The 17,703-nt window shown below is 71.7% G+C and carries 11 protein-coding genes; all 11 read left to right on the top strand.

Features of this window, described 5'->3' with window-relative positions:
- The first annotated feature begins 34 nt into the window (after window positions 1-34).
- Window positions 35-769 (top strand): HAD family hydrolase, encoded by a 735-nt coding sequence (locus QM517_RS06115; protein WP_077052171.1) that lies wholly within the window; start codon window positions 35-37, stop codon window positions 767-769.
- Window positions 770-822: 53 nt separating this feature from the next.
- On the top strand, window positions 823-3,351 hold the full coding sequence (locus QM517_RS06110) for a glycoside hydrolase family 65 protein (protein ID WP_283285935.1): 2,529 nt from the start codon (window positions 823-825) through the stop codon (window positions 3,349-3,351).
- A gap of 242 nt (window positions 3,352-3,593) precedes the next feature.
- Window positions 3,594-6,440, top strand: a complete 2,847-nt coding sequence (locus QM517_RS06105) for a DNA polymerase III subunit gamma and tau (protein ID WP_283285934.1) — start codon at window positions 3,594-3,596, stop codon at window positions 6,438-6,440.
- Complete coding sequence (gene recR / locus QM517_RS06100; protein WP_283285933.1) at window positions 6,440-7,033, top strand: recombination mediator RecR; 594 nt, start codon at window positions 6,440-6,442, stop codon at window positions 7,031-7,033. Before QM517_RS06105 ends, recR begins: the two co-directional genes overlap by 1 nt.
- Before the next feature lie 261 nt (window positions 7,034-7,294).
- Window positions 7,295-7,831: a hypothetical protein gene (locus QM517_RS06095; RefSeq protein WP_160897428.1), complete on the top strand. Its 537-nt coding sequence runs from the start codon at window positions 7,295-7,297 to the stop codon at window positions 7,829-7,831.
- Window positions 7,828-9,471 carry a protein kinase domain-containing protein gene (locus QM517_RS06090; protein ID WP_283285932.1) on the top strand — a complete coding sequence of 548 codons (1,644 nt, stop codon included), beginning with the start codon at window positions 7,828-7,830 and terminating at the stop codon, window positions 9,469-9,471. Before QM517_RS06095 ends, QM517_RS06090 begins: the two co-directional genes overlap by 4 nt.
- Window positions 9,472-9,721: 250 nt before the next feature.
- Window positions 9,722-10,741 carry a phosphate ABC transporter permease subunit PstC gene (gene pstC, locus QM517_RS06085; RefSeq protein ID WP_077052701.1) on the top strand — a complete coding sequence of 340 codons (1,020 nt, stop codon included), beginning with the start codon at window positions 9,722-9,724 and terminating at the stop codon, window positions 10,739-10,741.
- Window positions 10,741-12,081 carry a phosphate ABC transporter permease PstA gene (gene pstA, locus QM517_RS06080; RefSeq protein WP_283285931.1) on the top strand — a complete coding sequence of 447 codons (1,341 nt, stop codon included), beginning with the start codon at window positions 10,741-10,743 and terminating at the stop codon, window positions 12,079-12,081. Before pstC ends, pstA begins: the two co-directional genes overlap by 1 nt.
- Window positions 12,078-13,685 (top strand): phosphate ABC transporter substrate-binding protein PstS, encoded by a 1,608-nt coding sequence (pstS, locus tag QM517_RS06075; RefSeq protein WP_283285930.1) that lies wholly within the window; start codon window positions 12,078-12,080, stop codon window positions 13,683-13,685. Before pstA ends, pstS begins: the two co-directional genes overlap by 4 nt.
- A gap of 155 nt (window positions 13,686-13,840) precedes the next feature.
- Window positions 13,841-16,474, top strand: coding sequence for a hypothetical protein (locus QM517_RS06070; RefSeq protein ID WP_283285929.1), 2,634 nt, complete (start codon window positions 13,841-13,843; stop codon window positions 16,472-16,474).
- Between the two features lie 61 nt (window positions 16,475-16,535).
- Window positions 16,536-17,702 (top strand): hypothetical protein, encoded by a 1,167-nt coding sequence (locus tag QM517_RS06065; protein ID WP_077052163.1) that lies wholly within the window; start codon window positions 16,536-16,538, stop codon window positions 17,700-17,702.
- The last annotated feature ends 1 nt before the right edge of the window (window position 17,703 follow it).

Genomic DNA, 17,703 nt, shown 5'->3' with positions numbered 1-17,703 from the left:
GACCGTGAGTCCCGTCCTGCCATCTGGAGCCACCGTGACCGACAGCCGCGACCTGCCCGACCTCACCTCCTTCGACGCCGTCCTGTTCGACCTCGACGGCGTGCTCACCCCCACCGCCGAAGTCCACATGCGGGCGTGGAAAGAGATGTTCGACGAGCTGTTCGCGGCGTGGGACATCCAGCCGCCGTACACCGACCGCGACTACTTCGACCACGTCGACGGCAAGAAGCGCTACGACGGCGTCGCGAGTCTGCTTCGCAGCCGTGACGTCGAGGTGCCCTGGGGAGACCCGTCCGACGACCCGTCGCTGGACACGGTCTGCGGTGTCGGCAACCGCAAGAACCTGGTGTTCTCGCGCATCCTGCGCGCCGAGGGCATCGCGCCGTACCCGGGCTCGGTCGCGCTCCTGGACATCCTTCAGGCCGCCGGCACGCCGATCGCGGTGGTGTCCAGCTCGAAGAACGCCGTCGAGGTCCTCGAGGCCGCCGGCATCCGCGACCGTTTCCCCGTCGTGATGGACGGCGTGGTCGCCGAACGCGACCACCTGGCATCCAAGCCCGCCCCCGACGTGTTCGCCGAGGCCGCGCGCATGCTGCGCGTCGACCCGGCCCGCTCGGCCGCCGTCGAGGACGCCACGAGCGGCGTCGCCTCGGCATCCGCCGCCGGCTTCGGACTCGTCGTCGGCGTCGACCGGGGCGTCGGCGCCGAGCACCTCGTCGCCGCGGGGGCCGACGTGGTCGTCGACGACCTCCAGGCGTTCGTAGACTGAGCCGTCGCCCCGCGCGACGCACCCGAAGCCCGGCACCCCGGAAGGCATGCCCGATGATCGATCGCGATCGTTTCCCCGTCGACGAATGGCGTCTCGTCGAGACCGAGTTCTCGGTCGACGACACCGGCGTCACCGAGACCCTCTTCGCCGTCGGCAACGGCTATCTGGGGTTGCGCGGCAACTCCATCGAAGGCCGTTTCGCCCACGAGCAGGGCACGTTCATCAACGGCTTCCACGAGACGTTCCCCATCCGCCACGCGGAGCAGGCGTACGGCTTCGCCGAGGTCGGGCAGACCATCATCAACGCCCCGGATGCCAAGGTCATGCGCGTCTACGTCGACGACGAGCCGCTCTCCCTCGACGTCGCCGACGTGCGCGAGTACGAGCGCGTGCTCGACCTGCGCCAGGGGATCCTCCGCCGCACCCTGCTGTGGGTGACGCCGTCGGGCAAGGAGGTGCGCATCGAGGACGAGCGGTTCGTCTCGTTCGATGAGAAGCATCTCGTGGTCATGCGCCTCACCGTCACGGTCCTGAACTCCGACGCCCCCGTCACGGTGGCGTGCCAGCTGCTGAACCGTCAGGACGGCGAGGGGATCTACGGCGGGTCGCCGATGGCATCCAAGTCGGCCGGCTTCGACCCGCGCAAGACCGAGAAGCTCACCGACCGCGTGCTCCAGCCGCGCGAGTACTGGCAGGACGGCGACCGGTCCGCGCTGTCGTACGAGGCGACCGAATCGGGCATGACGATCGCGGTCGTGGCCGACCACGAGGTCGACACCGAGAACACGTACGAATCACGCCACCTCGTCGAGCCCGACATCGCCAAGAACGTCTTCCGGGTGGACGCCCGCGCGGGCGTGCCGACGACGATCACGAAGTTCGTCAGCTACCACACCTCGCGCGGCGTGCCCGCGGGCGAGCTCGTCGATCGCTGCCGCCGCACGGTCGACCGCGCGCGCAGCATCGGCGTCGGCACGCTCGTGGAGCGTCAGATCGAGTGGTTCGCCGCGTTCTGGGAACGCTCGGACGTCCGCATCGGCGGTCAGGCCGACCTGCAGCAGGCGACGCGCTGGTGCCTCTTCCAGCTCGCGCAGGCCGCGGCCCGCGCGGACGGCCAGGGAGTCCCCGCCAAGGGCGTCACCGGGTCGGGCTACAGCGGCCACTACTTCTGGGACACCGAGGTGTACGTGCTGCCGTTCCTGGCGTACACGACGCCGCAGTGGGCGCGGAACGCCCTGCGCATGCGTTACCTGATGCTCCCCGCGGCACGCAAGCGCGCGCACCAGCTCAACGAGGCCGGCGCCCTGTTCCCGTGGCGCACGATCAACGGCGAAGAGGCCTCGGCCTACTACGCCGCGGGCACCGCGCAGTACCACATCAACGCCGACGTCTCCTTCGCGCTGGCGAAGTACGTGCGCGCCACCGGCGACGAGGAATTCCTCGCGCGCGAGGGCGTGGACATCGCGGTCGACACCGCCCGGCTGTGGTCGACGCTCGGGTTCTGGCGATCGAGCGACGGCGACGGCGACGGGGAGGACTCCTTCCACATCCACGGTGTCACGGGGCCCGACGAGTACACCACGGTCGTCAACGACAACCTCTTCACCAACGTCATGGCGCGCTTCAACCTCCGGTTCGCTGCGCGCACGGTGCGCGACCTCTTCGACAACGACCCCGAGGCGTACGGCCGCATGGCCGACCGCATGAACCTCGACCCCTCCGAGCCCGACCGCTGGGAGAAGGCCGCCGAGGCCATGCACATCCCCTTCAGCCCTGCCCTCGGCATCCATCCCCAGGACGCCGTGTTCCTCGAGCGCGAGATCTGGGACCTCGAGAACACCCCGCCGGATCAGCGACCGCTGCTGCTGCACTTCCACCCGCTGGTCATCTACCGCTACCAGGTGCTCAAGCAGGCCGACGTGGTGCTCGCGCTGTTCCTGCAGGGCAATCACTTCACGGATGCCGAGAAGCTCGCCGACTTCGAGTACTACGACCCGCTCACCACCGGCGACTCGACGCTGTCGGCGGTCGTCCAGTCGATCCTCGCGGCCGAGGTCGGCTATCAGGATCTCGCTCTGGAGTACTTCCGTCAGGCGGCGTTCGTCGACCTCGGCGACCTCCACCACAACGCCGCCGACGGAGTGCACGTGGCCTCCGCGGGCGGGGTGTGGACGGCCCTGGTCAGCGGCTTCGGAGGCATGCGCGACCATTTCGGCCGGTTGACGTTCGACCCCCGCCTGCCCGCGGACTGGCCCGAGCTGGCGTACGTGCTGCACTGGCACGGCACGCGCCTGAACGTCACGCTCACGGCCACCGCGCTGACCCTCCACGCCGGCGACGAGGGCGGTCCGGTCGACTTCGCGGTGCGCGGCGTCGACTACACCGTCGCGCCGGGCGAGAGCGTGCGGGTCGCGCTGCACGGCCAGGGTCCGCTGCTCCCCGGTCGCCCGTCGATCCGGCAGCTCGAGGGTTCGGTGCGCGAGGACGGCACCCTGCTCTCGGCATCCGTGCCGATCGTCACCGCGACGATCCCGTTGGTCTCGAGCGACGACGAGCCCGTGTCCGTCGGCCTCGACGCCTGACCCGCTGTCCTGACGCGGCGGCGCCCTTCGGGGCGTCGCCGCGTTCGACGTTTCCGGGGGCGGCGGGCGGCCGGGGCGGGGAAGGAGATTCGGCGGGGGAGGATGCCGGAGGCCGGTGCGGCCCTCCCTTCGCGGAACCTCCTCCCCTCGGGGTGCGGGGCGCGGGCGGATGCCGGAGCGGGGCGCGCGGGGCGGGGGAGAGGGCCGGACGCGATGTCGGTGGCACGCCGTAGGCTGGAGGAGTGACGACAGCCCTGTACCGCCGCTACCGCCCGCAGGCATTCGGCGAGATGATCGGGCAGTCGCAGGTGACCGAGCCGCTGATGACGGCCCTCCGCAGTGACCGGGTGGGGCACGCCTACCTCTTCTCGGGGCCGCGCGGCTGCGGCAAGACGACGTCCGCGCGCATCCTCGCCCGCTGCCTCAACTGCGCCGAGGGCCCCACCGACACTCCGTGCGGCGTGTGCGACAGCTGCGTCGAACTCGGTCGCGGTGGCGGAGGGTCACTCGACGTGGTCGAGATCGACGCCGCCAGCCACAACGGCGTCGACGACGCCCGCGACCTGCGCGAACGCGCGATCTTCGCCCCGGCGCGCGACCGGTTCAAGATATTCATCCTCGACGAGGCGCACATGGTGACGCAGCAGGGCTTCAACGCCCTGCTGAAGCTCGTCGAAGAGCCTCCCGCGCACGTGAAATTCATTTTCGCCACGACCGAGCCCGAGAAGGTGCTCGGCACGATCCGTTCCCGCACGCACCACTACCCGTTCCGCCTGGTGCCGCCCGCCGCGATGCTCGAGTACGTGCAAGAGCTCTGCGAGACCGAGGGCGTGTCGGTCGAGGCGGGCGTGCTCCCGCTGGTCGTCCGTGCCGGCGGCGGTTCGCCGCGCGACACGCTCTCGCTGCTCGATCAGCTCATCGCCGGTTCGGACCGGGATGCCGACGGCCACGTGCTCGTGAACTACGAGCGCGCGGTGGCGCTGCTGGGCTACACCCACTCCGAGCTCCTCGACGAGGTCGTCGACGCGTTCGCGGCGCTCGACGGCGCCGGGGCTTTCGCCGCGGTCGACCGCGTCGTGCAGACCGGACAGGATCCCCGTCGCTTCGTCGACGATCTGCTCGAGCGCCTGCGCGACCTCATCGTCGTCGCGGCCACCGGTGCCGGGGCGTCCGCGGTCCTCCGCGGTGTCCCCGACGACGAACTCGAGCGCATGGCCCATCAGGCCACGGCGTTCGGCGTCGCCCGTCTGTCGCGCACGGCCGACCTCGTGGTGGCCGCCCTCGACGAGATGACCGGGGCCACCTCGCCCCGTCTGCAGCTGGAGCTCCTCGTCGCCCGGGTCCTGACTCACGCGGGTGTGTCGCAGGGCGTCTCGCCCGCGTCCGCCTCGGCGCACGCCGCCGAGCACGGCGCCCCCGCTCCCGTCCGCACGCCGGCTCCCGCGGCGGCCGCCCCCGCCGTCGCGGCTCCCACGGTGGCGTCGCCGGGTGTGGCGGCTCCGGTCGTGGCGTCGCCGGGGGCGTCGCCGGGTGTGGCGGCTCCGGTCGTGGCTCCCGCGGTGGCGTCGCCCGGCGTGGCGGCTCCTGCGGTGGCGTCGCCCGGCGTGGCGGCTCCGGTCGTGGCTTCGCCGGGGGGCTCGAACCCCCGCCCGGGCGTCGCTGCGCCGGGTCGCGCCGCGTCTCCCGTGGCGGCGCCCGCGGCCGCGGCGGCACCGCCGGTCGCCGCACCCCAGACCCCCGCGCCGACCGCGGATCCGGCAGCCGCCGTCGCCCCGGCCGAGCGGCCCGCGAGCCCGTCCGCAGCCGCAGCCGGGCCCGCCGCGTCCCGACCGGCGCGCGCGACGACCGAGCCCACCGCACCGTCCGACGACGACGCCCCGCCGCCTCTCGACGACGAAGACGCCCCGCCGCCCTTCGACGATGTCGAGCCCGGCGCCGCGCCGACGGGTCCCGCGACGCGTGCGCCCGAGGCGGCGGCGCGCCCCGACGCCGCGTCACCGGCCTCGTCGCCGGCCGCTCCGCACCCGTTCGACACCGCCCCGACGCCCGACGGCGATGCCGCCTCCACCGCCGCCCCCGCCGACCCGGCGGCGAGCGGTGGCGCGGCTGCGGCCGACGACTCCTCTCCCCTCGAACACGCGGCGCCGACGCCGCCGGTCGTCCCGCTCGGTCCGATCGAGCTGTCGCACGTGCGCGATGCGTGGCCCGAGGTGCTCGGTCAGCTCGAGGCCCTCAGCCGCGCGTCCTGGCTCGTCGTGTCGACCTCGTCCGTCCTCGCCTTCGACGACGAGGTCCTCACCCTGGGCTTCCGCACGGGCGCCGACCTGACCGCGTTCAAGACCCGCACGGCGGACGGCGGCGCGAGTGAAGACCTCCGCCGTGCCATCCAGTCGGTCCTCGGCGTCCGGGTGAAGTACCTCGCCCGCCTCGAGGGCGACGGCGGCTCCGGCGGTTCCGACGGTGCGCCGCCGCGCGGCCCGGGCGCGGGCCCCGGCGGTGAGGCGCGCGCCACCTCTCCGGCCGCGCCGCAACGCTCGTCGGCGTCGTACGCGTCGGCCGCCGTCACCGACTGGGCCGTCGCCCCCATCCCCGGCGCGCCCGCGGGCTCGGCGCCCGTCGCCGCACCCGCTTCGCCGGCGCCGCCCCGCGCATCCGCACCCGCCGCCGCCCGCGCGGCGTCGTCCCCGTTGCCCGCGCCCGCGTCGCGGGCCGCCGCGCCGGCGCCCTCCGCGGCGGGGACGGCGACCGCCTCGGCATCCACCGCCGGAACCGCCCTCGCGGTCGACGAAGAGCCCGAAGAGGCCGGTGTCCGTCCGGCCCCGCGCATCGCTCCGCCGCCCTTCGAGGGCGCCGTGCTTCCCTCATCCGATGTCGCCCGCTCGGTGCCCGCGCCCGAGGAGGTCGACGACGACGACGTCATCCCTCCGCTCGACGACGCGGCCGACCTCCCCGTCCCGCCGGTGATCGTGCCGCGCATGGCGCCGCTGCGCGGGGGAGTGCAGCGCTACGGCGAGGCCGTGGTCCGCCAGATGCTCGGCGCGAACTACGTCCGCGACGAACCCTACGAGCCCCCGACGAGGTTCAACTGATGTACGACGGCATCGTTCAGGACCTCATCGACGAATTCGGTCGACTGCCCGGCATCGGCCCGAAATCCGCTCAGCGCATCGCGTTCCACATCCTGCAGTCGCCGAGTTTCGACGTCTCCCGCCTGTCGCAACTCCTCGGGGAAGTGCGCGAGAAGGTGCGTTTCTGCGAGATCTGCGGCAACGTCGCCGAGCAGGACCGCTGCTCGATCTGCCGCGATCCGCGCCGCAATCCGGCGCTCATCTGCGTCGTCGAAGACGCCAAGGACGTGGCCGCGATCGAGCGCACGCGCGAGTTCCGCGGGCTGTACCACGTCCTCGGCGGCGCCATCAGCCCCATCGCGGGCATCGGTCCCGACGACCTGCGCATCACGCAGCTCATGCAGCGGCTCGCCGACGGCTCGGTGCAGGAAGTGATCCTCGCGACCAACCCCAACCTCGAGGGCGAAGCCACGGCGACCTACCTCAGCCGGCTGCTGCACACGCTCGAGATCCGTGTCACGCGCCTGGCATCCGGTCTTCCCGTCGGCGGCGACCTCGAGTACGCCGACGAAGTCACCCTCGGCCGCGCCTTCGAGGGGCGCCGCACCCTGTGACGCGTCGCCGCACCCACTGATGCGTCGCCGCACCCACTGACGCGTCCTCGCGCGCCTTGACGCCCGACGCGGCCCGACGTCCCGCCCGCAGCGGGTGAGAAATCTCCGACGTGCGGGTGATCTCCGAGCGTTGAACCCCCGTGTACCGCCTGTTCATCCCCCGATGGACCTACGGAAACCGGGCGCGGCCATTTTCTTGCCTACGGACTGCAGCACGGGTGCCCGACCCACGAGCTCTGCGGCCGTCAGACAGGGGTGCCCGTGAGCGAGACGCTCTCCGATCGCGCGACGCGGCGCGCACGGATCGTGTTCGACACGTTCCGTTCGATCCACGACCCCCGCCTGGCAGCGTGGCTGCTGTTCCGCTCGCATCTGCTCCCGGAGTGGTCGATCACCGCCGGCAGCCTCAGCGAGACCACCCCCGACGGAGCCCTCACCCCGCTCGGGGTGTTCGGCGTCTGGCGTCTGCTCGCGACCAACAACCGCGAGCTCGCGCGCTGCGCCCGCATCTTCGTCTCCCCCCGGGCCGCATTCGACGCGGTCGTCGCCGAGCAGTCCCGCGTCGACGAGATGACCGTCACGGCCGTCCGCGGCCCGCAGTCGACCACGCACGGGTGGGTCATCCGCCGGGGCGACCGGCCGGTCCTGACCGCCGCGCGCTGGTACGAATCGGCGAGCGAGGCCGCCGCCGCGGGCCGCGCCGCCAGCACGGCTCTCGCCACCGCGACCGTCGCGCAGGGCGTGAGCATCGGTACCGCGTCGGGTCGCCGCGCCCGGGTCGGCATGAACGCTCCGTGACCACGGCATCCGGACTCATCGCCGGTCGGTTCCGCCTCGAGGGGCTGCTGGGCTCCGGGGGGACGGCATCCGTGTTCTCGGCGACCGACACGGTTCTGGATCGCCCCGTGGCGATCAAGATGCTCCATCCGCACCTCTCCGAGAGCGAGGCGGTGCGCGCGGCGTTCCTGGACGAAGCCCGGCGCACGGCCGCGGTCGCGCACCCCGGCATTGTCGAGGTCGTCGACATGGGGACGTTCCAGGACGGCGACGTCACGATCGCCTGGATCGCCCAGGAACTGCTCGAGGGTGCGACCCTCGCCGAGCACGTCCTCGCCCACGGTCCCCTCGGCGCCGCGGCGACGCGGCGTATCGGCGACATGATCCTCGGAGCCCTCGAGGCCGCGCACGCGGGCGGACTCGTCCACCGCGACGTGTCTCCCGCGAACGTCCTCGTCCGCTTCGAGGGGACGACGCGGGCACGTGCGACACTGCTCGACTTCGGGCTGGCGGATGCCGCGGGCCGGACGACCCGCGGCGACGACGTGCTGCGCAGCACCGCCTCGGCCACGGCGGGCGTCGTCGGCAACGCGCAGTACGCCTCGCCGGAACAGCTGCGCGGTGAGCCGGTGGGTGTCGCCGGCGACCTCTACCAGGTCGGCGGGCTGCTGTACTTCGCGCTCACCGGCCGAGCGCCCTTCGAAGGCGGAGACCGGGATGCCGTGGTCCGGGCGCAACTGCACGCCCCACCCCCGGTGGCTTCGGTGCGGGCCCGCGGGGTGTCGCCCGCGCTCGACCGCGTGCTCGTTCGGGCGCTGCTCAAGGACCCGGCGGATCGCTTCGCCGACGCCGCCGAGATGCGCGCGGCGCTGCAGGCCACGGCCCCCGCCCCGGCGCCGGTCGCGGCGACGCGGGTCCTGCGTCCCACGCCGAGGGTCACCGCGACGGTCGTGGAAGACCCCGCTCCGGAACCGGCGGGTGCCCCCGGACGGTTCCGGGACTCGGGTCCCGGCTGGGTGACCGCGATCGTCATCGTGGCCGTCCTCGCGCTCGTCGCCGTCGCCGTGCCGCTCATGGCCTCCGCCGGTCGGCCCGAGCCGGGGGCCGCCCCCACCGCGGCGGCGACCCCCGTGCCCAGCAGTGATCCGGGAGCCGATCCCAGCCCGAGCGCGACGCCGACCGCGGAGTTCGCGGTCGTCCCCGACCTCGGCTCGCTGCAGGACACACTCGCCGCCATCGAGGCCGCGGGGCTCGTCGCCGGCCCCGTGATCTCTCAGAACTCGGCGCTCGCCGCGGGATCGGTGCTCTCGTCGGATCCCGCCGCCGGCACGACCGTGCCCCGCGGCTCGACGGTCCGCCTGGTCGTGGCATCCGGGACGAACACCGTCCCCCCGATCGACGGGTGGGCGACCGGCGACGCCGATGCCGCGGTGCGCGCGGCGGGGTTCGTCCCCGAGGAGGTCGCGACCGTCTCGGACCGCCCCGCGGGGACCGTCATCGGCTCGACGCCGGCCCCCGGTGCGTCGGCGCAGGTCGGGTCCACGATCCGCCTGCTCGTGTCCAGCGGCCGCGCCGCGGTGCCCACGCCCACCCCGACCCCGACGACCACGGCGGGCCCGACGCCGACGGCCACGCCCACCCCGAGTCCGGGCGCGCCGTGAGCCGTCTCCGGCCGGTCGGGGCTCGGCATCCCTCGTTCACCTCCCGGCCAGGCGGCGTGGGCGGTCGCTCCCGGCGGCGTTCACGACCCGGATCTAGCGTCGCCAGTGCCGGCGTCCCGAGCCGGTACGAGGGACAACGGGCGCCTCGCGTCGCCGGTCGTCCGGACACCGCCGCGAGGCCGGACCCGCCCCGCGGGACACCGTTGCGGTGCCTCTGCACGACCTGCCCGACGCGACCGACGGAGAGCGCATGACGGACACCACCACGGAGGTTCTCCCTCCCCGATCCGAGCAGCAGGCTCCGGTCCGCCGCTCGCTGAAGAGCCGTCCGGTGCAGGCGGACCGGGTCTTCCGCGGGGCCGCCTACTCCGCGGGATCGATCACCGTGGCGATCATGCTCGCGGTCGGCATCTTCCTCAGCATCCGCGCGGGTGACGCGCTCAGCGTCGCGGGTCCCTCGTTCCTCACCACGCAGGAGTGGTCGCCCGAGACCGGCAGCTTCGGCGTTGCGGCGGTGCTGTTCGGAACGGTCACGATCGCGCTCATCGCGATGGCGGTCTCCGTGCCGCTCGCGATGGGGACGGCCCTCCTCATCAGCGAGATCGTGCCGGTGCGGGCCCGGTCGCTCCTCATCACGATGGTCGACCTCATGGCCGCGGTCCCCAGCGTCGTGTTCGGCCTGTGGGGGGTGTTCTTCCTGCAGTCGGGCGTGATCCCGGTCGCGCAGTGGATCTCCACCTACTTCGCCTGGATCCCGATCTTCGCGGTCACCGACCCGTCGGGTGCGCGTCTGACCGAGGCCGGCGCCTTCACGTCCTCGGCCTTCATCGCCGGCATCGTGGTGGCGCTCATGGTCGTACCGACGCAGACCTCGGTCATGCGCGAGGCGTTCTCGCAGGCTCCGCTCGGCGAGCGCGAAGGCGCGCTCGCGCTCGGTTCCACGCGGTGGGGCATGATCACCTCCGTCGTGCTGCCGTTCGGCCGCGGCGGCATCATCGGCGGCACGATGCTCGGCCTCGGCCGCGCCCTGGGCGAGACCATCGCCGTCGTGATGATCATCTCGCCGATCTTCACGATCAACCCGCAGGTGCTGAAGACCGGCACGAACTCGGTGTCCGCCCTCATCGCGCTCCGCTACGGCGAGGCGAGCCAGTTCGGCCTCTCGGCGCTCATGGCCGCGGGTCTCGTGCTGTTCATCATCACGCTCATCGTCAACTTCACGGCATCCACCATCGTCGCGCGGAGCCGGTCCGGAGCGGAGAGCAACTGATGGCCATCCTCACCACCGAAGCGCCCCCGTCCACGCCCGACGACGACGAGTCGAGCCGCTCCCGGACCTCCATCCCGGTGCGGCTCGGGACCGTCGGCGAACGGCGCGACGTGCGGACGGTGCCGTTCGGCGACCGGTTCGATCTGATCGGCAGTGCGGCGGCGGGCATCGCGCTGTCCAGCCTCATGTTCGGCTGGCTCACGCCGATGACGGGTGTCGTCGGGTGGATCGTGCTGTCGTTCATCGGGTTCCTCGGCATCTACGCCGTCATGACGGCGATGCGCGCGGACCGGTTGGCGATCAGCGAACGCATCATGACGGCGCTGTTCTACTCGGCGGGCGTGGTTCTCCTCGGTGCTCTCGCGTTCGTCGTCTTCTTCACGCTCGTGCGCGGGTCCTCGGCGCTGGTCCACCTCAACTTCTTCGCCGAGACGATGAAGCTGGCGGGACCCCTCGACCCCCTCACGATGGGCGGCATCGCCCACGCGATCGTGGGAACCCTCATCCAGATCAGCATCGCGCTGATCATCACGATCCCGCTCGGGGTGACCACCGCGGTCTTCCTCAACGAGATCGGCGGCCCGTTCGCCCGGTTCGTCCGGACGATCTCGGATGCCATGACGGCGCTGCCCTCGATCGTGGCGGGCCTCTTCGTCTACGCCGCCGTGGTGACCCTCATCACGAATCAGCGCTCCGGGTTCGCGGCATCCCTGGCCATCAGCGTGATGATGCTGCCCATCATCATCCGGGCCTCCGACGTCGTCCTGAGGCTCGTGCCGAACAACCTGCGCGAGGCCTCGTACGCGTTGGGGACGAGCCGGTGGAAGACCGTGTGGAGCGTCGTCCTGCCGACTTCGCGCTCGGGCCTGGTGACCGCCGTGATCCTCGGCACGGCCCGCGGGATCGGGGAGACCTCGCCCGTGCTGCTGACCTCCGGCGTGACGGCCGAGATGAACCTGAACCCCTTCTCGGGTCCGATGATCTCGCTGCCGCTGCAGGTGTTCGACTTCGTCAAGTCGCCCGAACCGAACATGATCGCGCGCGGCTTCGGCGCGGCCGCCACCCTCGTCCTGCTCGTGCTGACCCTGTTCATCATCGCCCGCCTGATCGGCGGCCGCGGACCCGGGCAGCTCTCCGATCGCCAGCGCCGCGCCGCGGCCGTCGCGTCGGCGCGTGACCTGCAGCGCATCAGCGGGGGCTCGGACACCCCGCCCACGACGCGTGCCGCGCGCAAGGTCCGTCCCCCCAAGGGGAAGCCCCCCGTCGATCTCGAGTGGCGCCTCGCCGAGCGCGCCCTCACCAAACGAACCGCCCCACCCTCCGAGGAGAACCCGTCGTGAAATCCCGTCCCCGCTGGGCCCGCCTCGCCGCGGTGCTCGCGGCCGTCTCCCTCGTCGCGCTCATCCCGGCGCCCGCGCACGCCGACGGGTACGTCCCGATCTCCGGTTCCGGCTCGACGTGGTCGCAGAACGCGCTCGACCAGTGGCGCAAGAACGTCGCGAGCAACTACGGCATGACGGTGAACTACTCCGGCACCGGATCCAGCGCCGGTCGCACCGACTTCCGCAACAGCACGGTCGACTTCGCGATCAGCGAGATCCCGTTCCAGGACAACCCCGAGGACGGCTCGGCGCCCGAGACGACGTTCAGCGACGGCACGCCGCTGCAGGGCAGGTTCGCGTACATGCCGATCGTCGCCGGTGGTACGTCCCTGATGTACAACCTCAAGATCGGCGGCAAGCGCGTCACCAACCTCCGCCTCTCCGGCGAGGTGATCGCGAAGATCTTCAGCGGGCAGATCTCCAAGTGGAACGATCCCGCGATCCAGGCCGACAACCCCGCCCTCGCGATGCCCGACCGCGGCATCACGCCGGTCTACCGTTCCGACGGTTCCGGCACGAGCGCGCAGTTCACCCTCTGGATGTCGAAGCAGTTCGGCAACATCTGGACGCAGGGCATGCGGTCGCAGTTCCCGCAGATCAACGCCTCGTTCAAGGGTCAGAACGGCTCGCTCGGCGTCGCGGGATACGTCAGCCAGGACTACGGCGAGGGGGCCATCACCTACGTCGAGTACTCCTACGCGATGAAGTCGGGCTTCCCGGTGGTGAAGGTGCTCAACAAGGCCGGGTACTACGTCGAGCCGACGTACCAGTCGGTCGCCGTGGCGCTGATGTCGGCGGCGATCAACCCCGACCTCACGCAGAACCTGGACGGCGTGTACAACAGCACGGATCCGCGCGCGTACCCGATGTCGAGCTACTCCTACATGATCGTCCCGACGCAGACGAACAAGCTCTTCACGACGGAGAAGGGCAAGACCCTCAGCCGGTTCGCGAACTACATGCTGTGCGAGGGTCAGCAGCAGGCCTCGGCCCTGGGCTATTCGCCCCTGCCGATGAACCTGGTGCAGGCGGGCTCCGAGGTGCTCAAGGCCATTCCCGGCACCGAGGGACCGGTCGACTTCAACAAGTGCAACAACCCCACCTTCAAGCCGGGCGACTCACCCGCGAACAACCAGCTCGCCGCTTCGGCGCCCAATCCGCCGGACTGCGACAAGCAGGGCGCGACGCAGTGCGTCGAGGGCACCGGTGGAGCCCAGGAGGCCACGCCCGCGACCGGTTCGGGTGGAGTGTCGGGGGGCGCGAACAGCGCCGACGCGGCGGCGGCCGCGGGCGGGGCGGCAGCAGCTTCGGGCGCGGCCGCGGGGAGCGCTGACGCGGCGGCCGGGACCGCGTCCGACCCGGTGTACGACGCGAACGGCGTCCTGGTCTCCGGGGGAGGGGCCGCGGCGAACGCGGCCGTGTCGTCACCGTTCACGCTGGCCGACGACGTGTGGGGCCCGCCGCAGTACATGATGCTCGTCGCCGCTCTCTTCGTGGTCGCCGCGATCGTCATCCCGCCCGTGGTCTCGCGGCGCTCCGGCGCGCGCTCGAACCGTCGGTGACGCAGCCGTCGGCCTCCGGCCCGCCGCCGGAAGCGTTCGCGTCTGGAGCACACCGCATCGGTATCTCGTTGTGGGCACGTTCATCCGGACGTCACCCGCGCGCTTTTAGCTCGACGAGGGTGTCCAGCCACCCGCAGAACCAAAGGACTTCACCCGTGTCTGACTTCCGTGAGCGCAGCGATGCCGAGGCCCCCGCGACCCCGTCGCGCCGCCGCCTCCGGATCCGCCGCGCGCACGCCGATGCGGCGAACCGGGGCGCGCGTCGCACCGTCCTGCCCCTGGCCGCGGGCCTCGTCGCCGGGGTCACCGTGTTCGCGCTGGTGTCCGGCGGTGTCGTGACCGACGGGCAGTCCGCCTCCGCCGCGTCCTCGTCCGCGGTGACCGTGACCGCCAAGCAGCAGGATGCCGCGGTCGACACGGCCCCGATGCCGGATCTGTCGGTCACGGTGTCGCAGACCCGTGGTCTGGTCGCGCAGGGCATCCGTCTGGACTGGACGGGCGGCAAGAAGTCCACCGCACCGTCGGCCGGCGGCAACGGCGGCGAGAACTTCCTCCAGGTGTTCATGTGCTGGGGCGACGATCCTTCGAACACGCAGCGACCGGACCGCACGACCTGCCAGTACGGCGGGGCGGGCAGCATCGGAGCGACCCGCGACGCCTACCGCAACTACGCCTCCATCGACGAGGTGCCTGAGGCCGACGTCGAGTACACCGCGCCCGGCTCCTTCATCTTCCCGCCCTACACGTCGATCCCGTTCATCGCCCGCGACGGCACCCGGGTCGACTCGATCAAGCGCGACGCGACGACCGGCAAGAAGACGATCGACTCGTCCGTCGACGTCAACGCCAACCAGTTCTTCACCTCGTACACGACCAACGAGATCCCCTGGGTCGGATCGGGCGACGACGGGAAGGGGTCCGTCACGTTCGAGGTGCAGACCGCCGTCCAGTCCAACGGCCTGGGCTGCGGAAACCCCGTCACGACCTCGGGTGTCACCGTCGGCGCGTCCTGCTGGCTCGTCGTCCTCCCGCGCGGAACCTCGGACAACGGCTCCACCAACATCACCCAGTCCGGTCTGTTCGCCGACTCCTGGCAGCACGCTCTGTCGGTGAAGCTGGACTTCGCCCCGGTCGGAACGGGATGCGCGATCGGTCAGACCGAGCGGCAGGTGGCCGGCAGCGAGCTCGCCGCCCTCGCGGTCGCGTCGTGGCAGCCGGTCGTCTGCAACCAGACGGGCGGATCCGTCTACTCCCTCATCACCAGCGCCGAGTCCGACGCTCTCCTCTCGGCATCCAAGAACGACCAGGCGCCCCTCGCCCTCACCAGCTACGCGCTCTCGACCGAGGGCAAGGACCCGCTGACGTACGCCCCCGTCGCGCTCAGCGGGGTGGCCATCTCGGTCGCGATCGACCGACTGCCCAACCCGAACGACAAGACCGTCCCGCAGGAGTGGAAGGACAAGGCGCGCACCCCGTTCAGCAGCGTGAACCTCACGCCCCGGCTGCTCGCGAAGCTCCTCAGCTACTCGTACCGCTCGTCGATCCCGACCGGGGCGGACCAGACCTACCTGACCGGGACCAACGAGTACAACATCACGCGGGATCCGGACTTCCTCGCCGTGAACGACCCGGAATGGCAGGCCCAGGACCTCCAGGGCGCCGCCATCGCCGACGTCATCGTCCCGCAGGGCCGATCGGATGCCGCCCGCGCGGTCTGGAAGTACATCTCCTCCGACAAGGACGCGATGGACTTCCTCGCGAGCAAGCCCGACCCGTGGGGCATGATCGTGAACCCCTGGTACTCCACGGACGCGGACGTCAACCCGACGAAGGTGCCCTTCTCGCTCGACCGCGACGATTTCCCCAAGGCCGACCCCGTCGAGGTCGTGCCCGCGAATCAGGCGCCCATCAACCTCGTGACGTGGCGCCCCTACGCCAACGACCTCTCCGCCATCGCCTATCTGACGCTTCGCGGCGACGGTCAGGGCCCCGGCCAGTGGGACCCGAACTCCATCCCGCCCAAGTACGGCAAGAACCCCCGCATGCTCCCGGGGAGCCAGCGTCTGCTCGGCCTCACCAGCGCCGCCGCCGCCGCGCGCTTCCAGGTCGTCACGGCGTCGTTGCGGAACCCCGCCGGCACGTTCACCGCTCCGTCGAGCACCGCGATGCGGGCCGCCGCCGACGTCATGACGCCGGCGGGCGCGGGGGACCGCGTCGTCGCGTTCGACCCCACCTCGTCGGTGGCCGCCGGCGCGCGGGACGCGTACCCGCTCACCATGCCGGTGTACGCGGCGACCAACGCCACCCTGACCGATCCCACGCTGCGCGCGGCCTACGCGAACCTCGTCCGGTTCGCGGTGGGCACCCAGGCCCAGACGCCGGGGACCGCGGTGGGGGAGCTGCCCGACGGCTACGTCGCACTTCCGGCGGCGTGGATCGAACAGGCGAAGGAAGCGGCGGACGTGATGCAGAACGGCCCCCAGCCGACGGCATCGCCCGCGCCGTCGTCCGGGGGCTCCTACATCCCCTCGCAGCAGGCCGCTGCCTCGACGGGCGTCGTCTCGTCGGGCTCCTCGGGTGCCGCCTCGGCTCCGGTCGCTCCCGCGGCGACCGAATCCACCCCCGCCGCCGCGACCGGAGCGTCCAGCGGTGCCCTCGCCGGGGGCAAGACCCCCGACGATCCCGACGGCGGTGCCATCGGCGCCGCCCTGCCCATCAGCGTGCTGGCCGGTCTGGTCAGTGCCGTCGGTGTGCCCCTGATCACCCGTCTGAGAAGACGGGTCACCTGAAGCCTGCACCAGCCGGCTTCTTCGCAGCACCCACCCTCTGCACCCGAAAAGACAGGAAGAAATGAAGCTCAAGCGAATCGTCGCGTTCGGCGCGGCTGTTGGTGTCGCCCTTGCCGGCGCCGGCATGGCGTCGGCGGCCAACGCCGACCCGATCACCGACGGTTACTCGATCGTCGGTTCCGACACCCTGCAGGACGCCGTCAGCGCCCTCGCCAACGGCACCACCATCTCCGGCGCGTCGGTGAAGGTGTCCGGCAACGGCAAGTCGCTGGCATCCTGGGATGCCTTCACCCTCGGCGTCGCCGGCGGTGTCGGCAGCATCCAGACGAAGGCCTTCGGCCCCGTCTTCGACCGCCCCAACGGCTCGGGCGCCGGTCGTAACGCCCTCATCGCCTCCATCGGTGGCGTGAGCGGCTCGGCCTTCACCTACAACAGCGTCAACGTGAAGGACCAGGTCGACTTCGCCCGCAGCTCGTCGGTCGGCGGCACGGCCGGCACGCTCCTGACGTACGTTCCGTTCGGCCAGGACGCCATCGGTTACGCCTTCAAGCTCGGCAACGCCACCGGCGGCGCCAACGCGGCGGCGGCGACCAACGCGATCAACGACCTGACGAAGGACCAGCTCACCAGCATCTACTCGGCGACGTCGGGCTCGTCCGCGAGCTCGGTCCTCTCCGGAACCGGCTTCACGCTCAAGCCGCTCGGCCTCCAGTCGAGCTCGGGAACGTGGACCACCTTCCTCGGCAAGATCGGCCTCAGCACCACCACCCTCGGTGCCGCGGTCGACACGCGCAGCAACTCGATCCCCGAGAACGACGGTCGTGTCCTCACGCCCGCCGACAACGAGATCCAGATCATCCCGCTCTCCGTCGCCAACTACATCGGTCAGTCCAACGGCGCCGCTCGCATCAACACCTTCTCGGGTGTCTCGGTGGGCGCCATCGGTGGCGTGGCCGCCTTCACGGGTACCGCTCCGTCCCTCGTCCCCAGCACGAGCTACTACAACAGCGCCGACTGGGGTCGCACGGTCTACATCGTGGTCCCGACCGCCAAGATCACCTCCGACAACGCGGCGTACGACGCCGGTGTCGCCGCTCTGGTCAACTCCTCCTCCACCTCGAGCCTCACCTACTGGGGCGCCTCGGGTTCGCCGACCACGACCAAGGCCGTCAAGGCCAAGTTCGGCTTCGGCGCTCCCACCGGCACCGTCGTCACCCGCAACAACTGAT

Source organism: Microbacterium sp. IEGM 1404 (genome assembly GCF_030056775.1).
Taxonomy (GTDB): Bacteria; Actinomycetota; Actinomycetes; order Actinomycetales; family Microbacteriaceae; genus Microbacterium.
The sequence above is the reverse complement of the archived record's forward strand: the minus strand, read 5'-3'. Positions and strand labels throughout refer to the sequence as shown.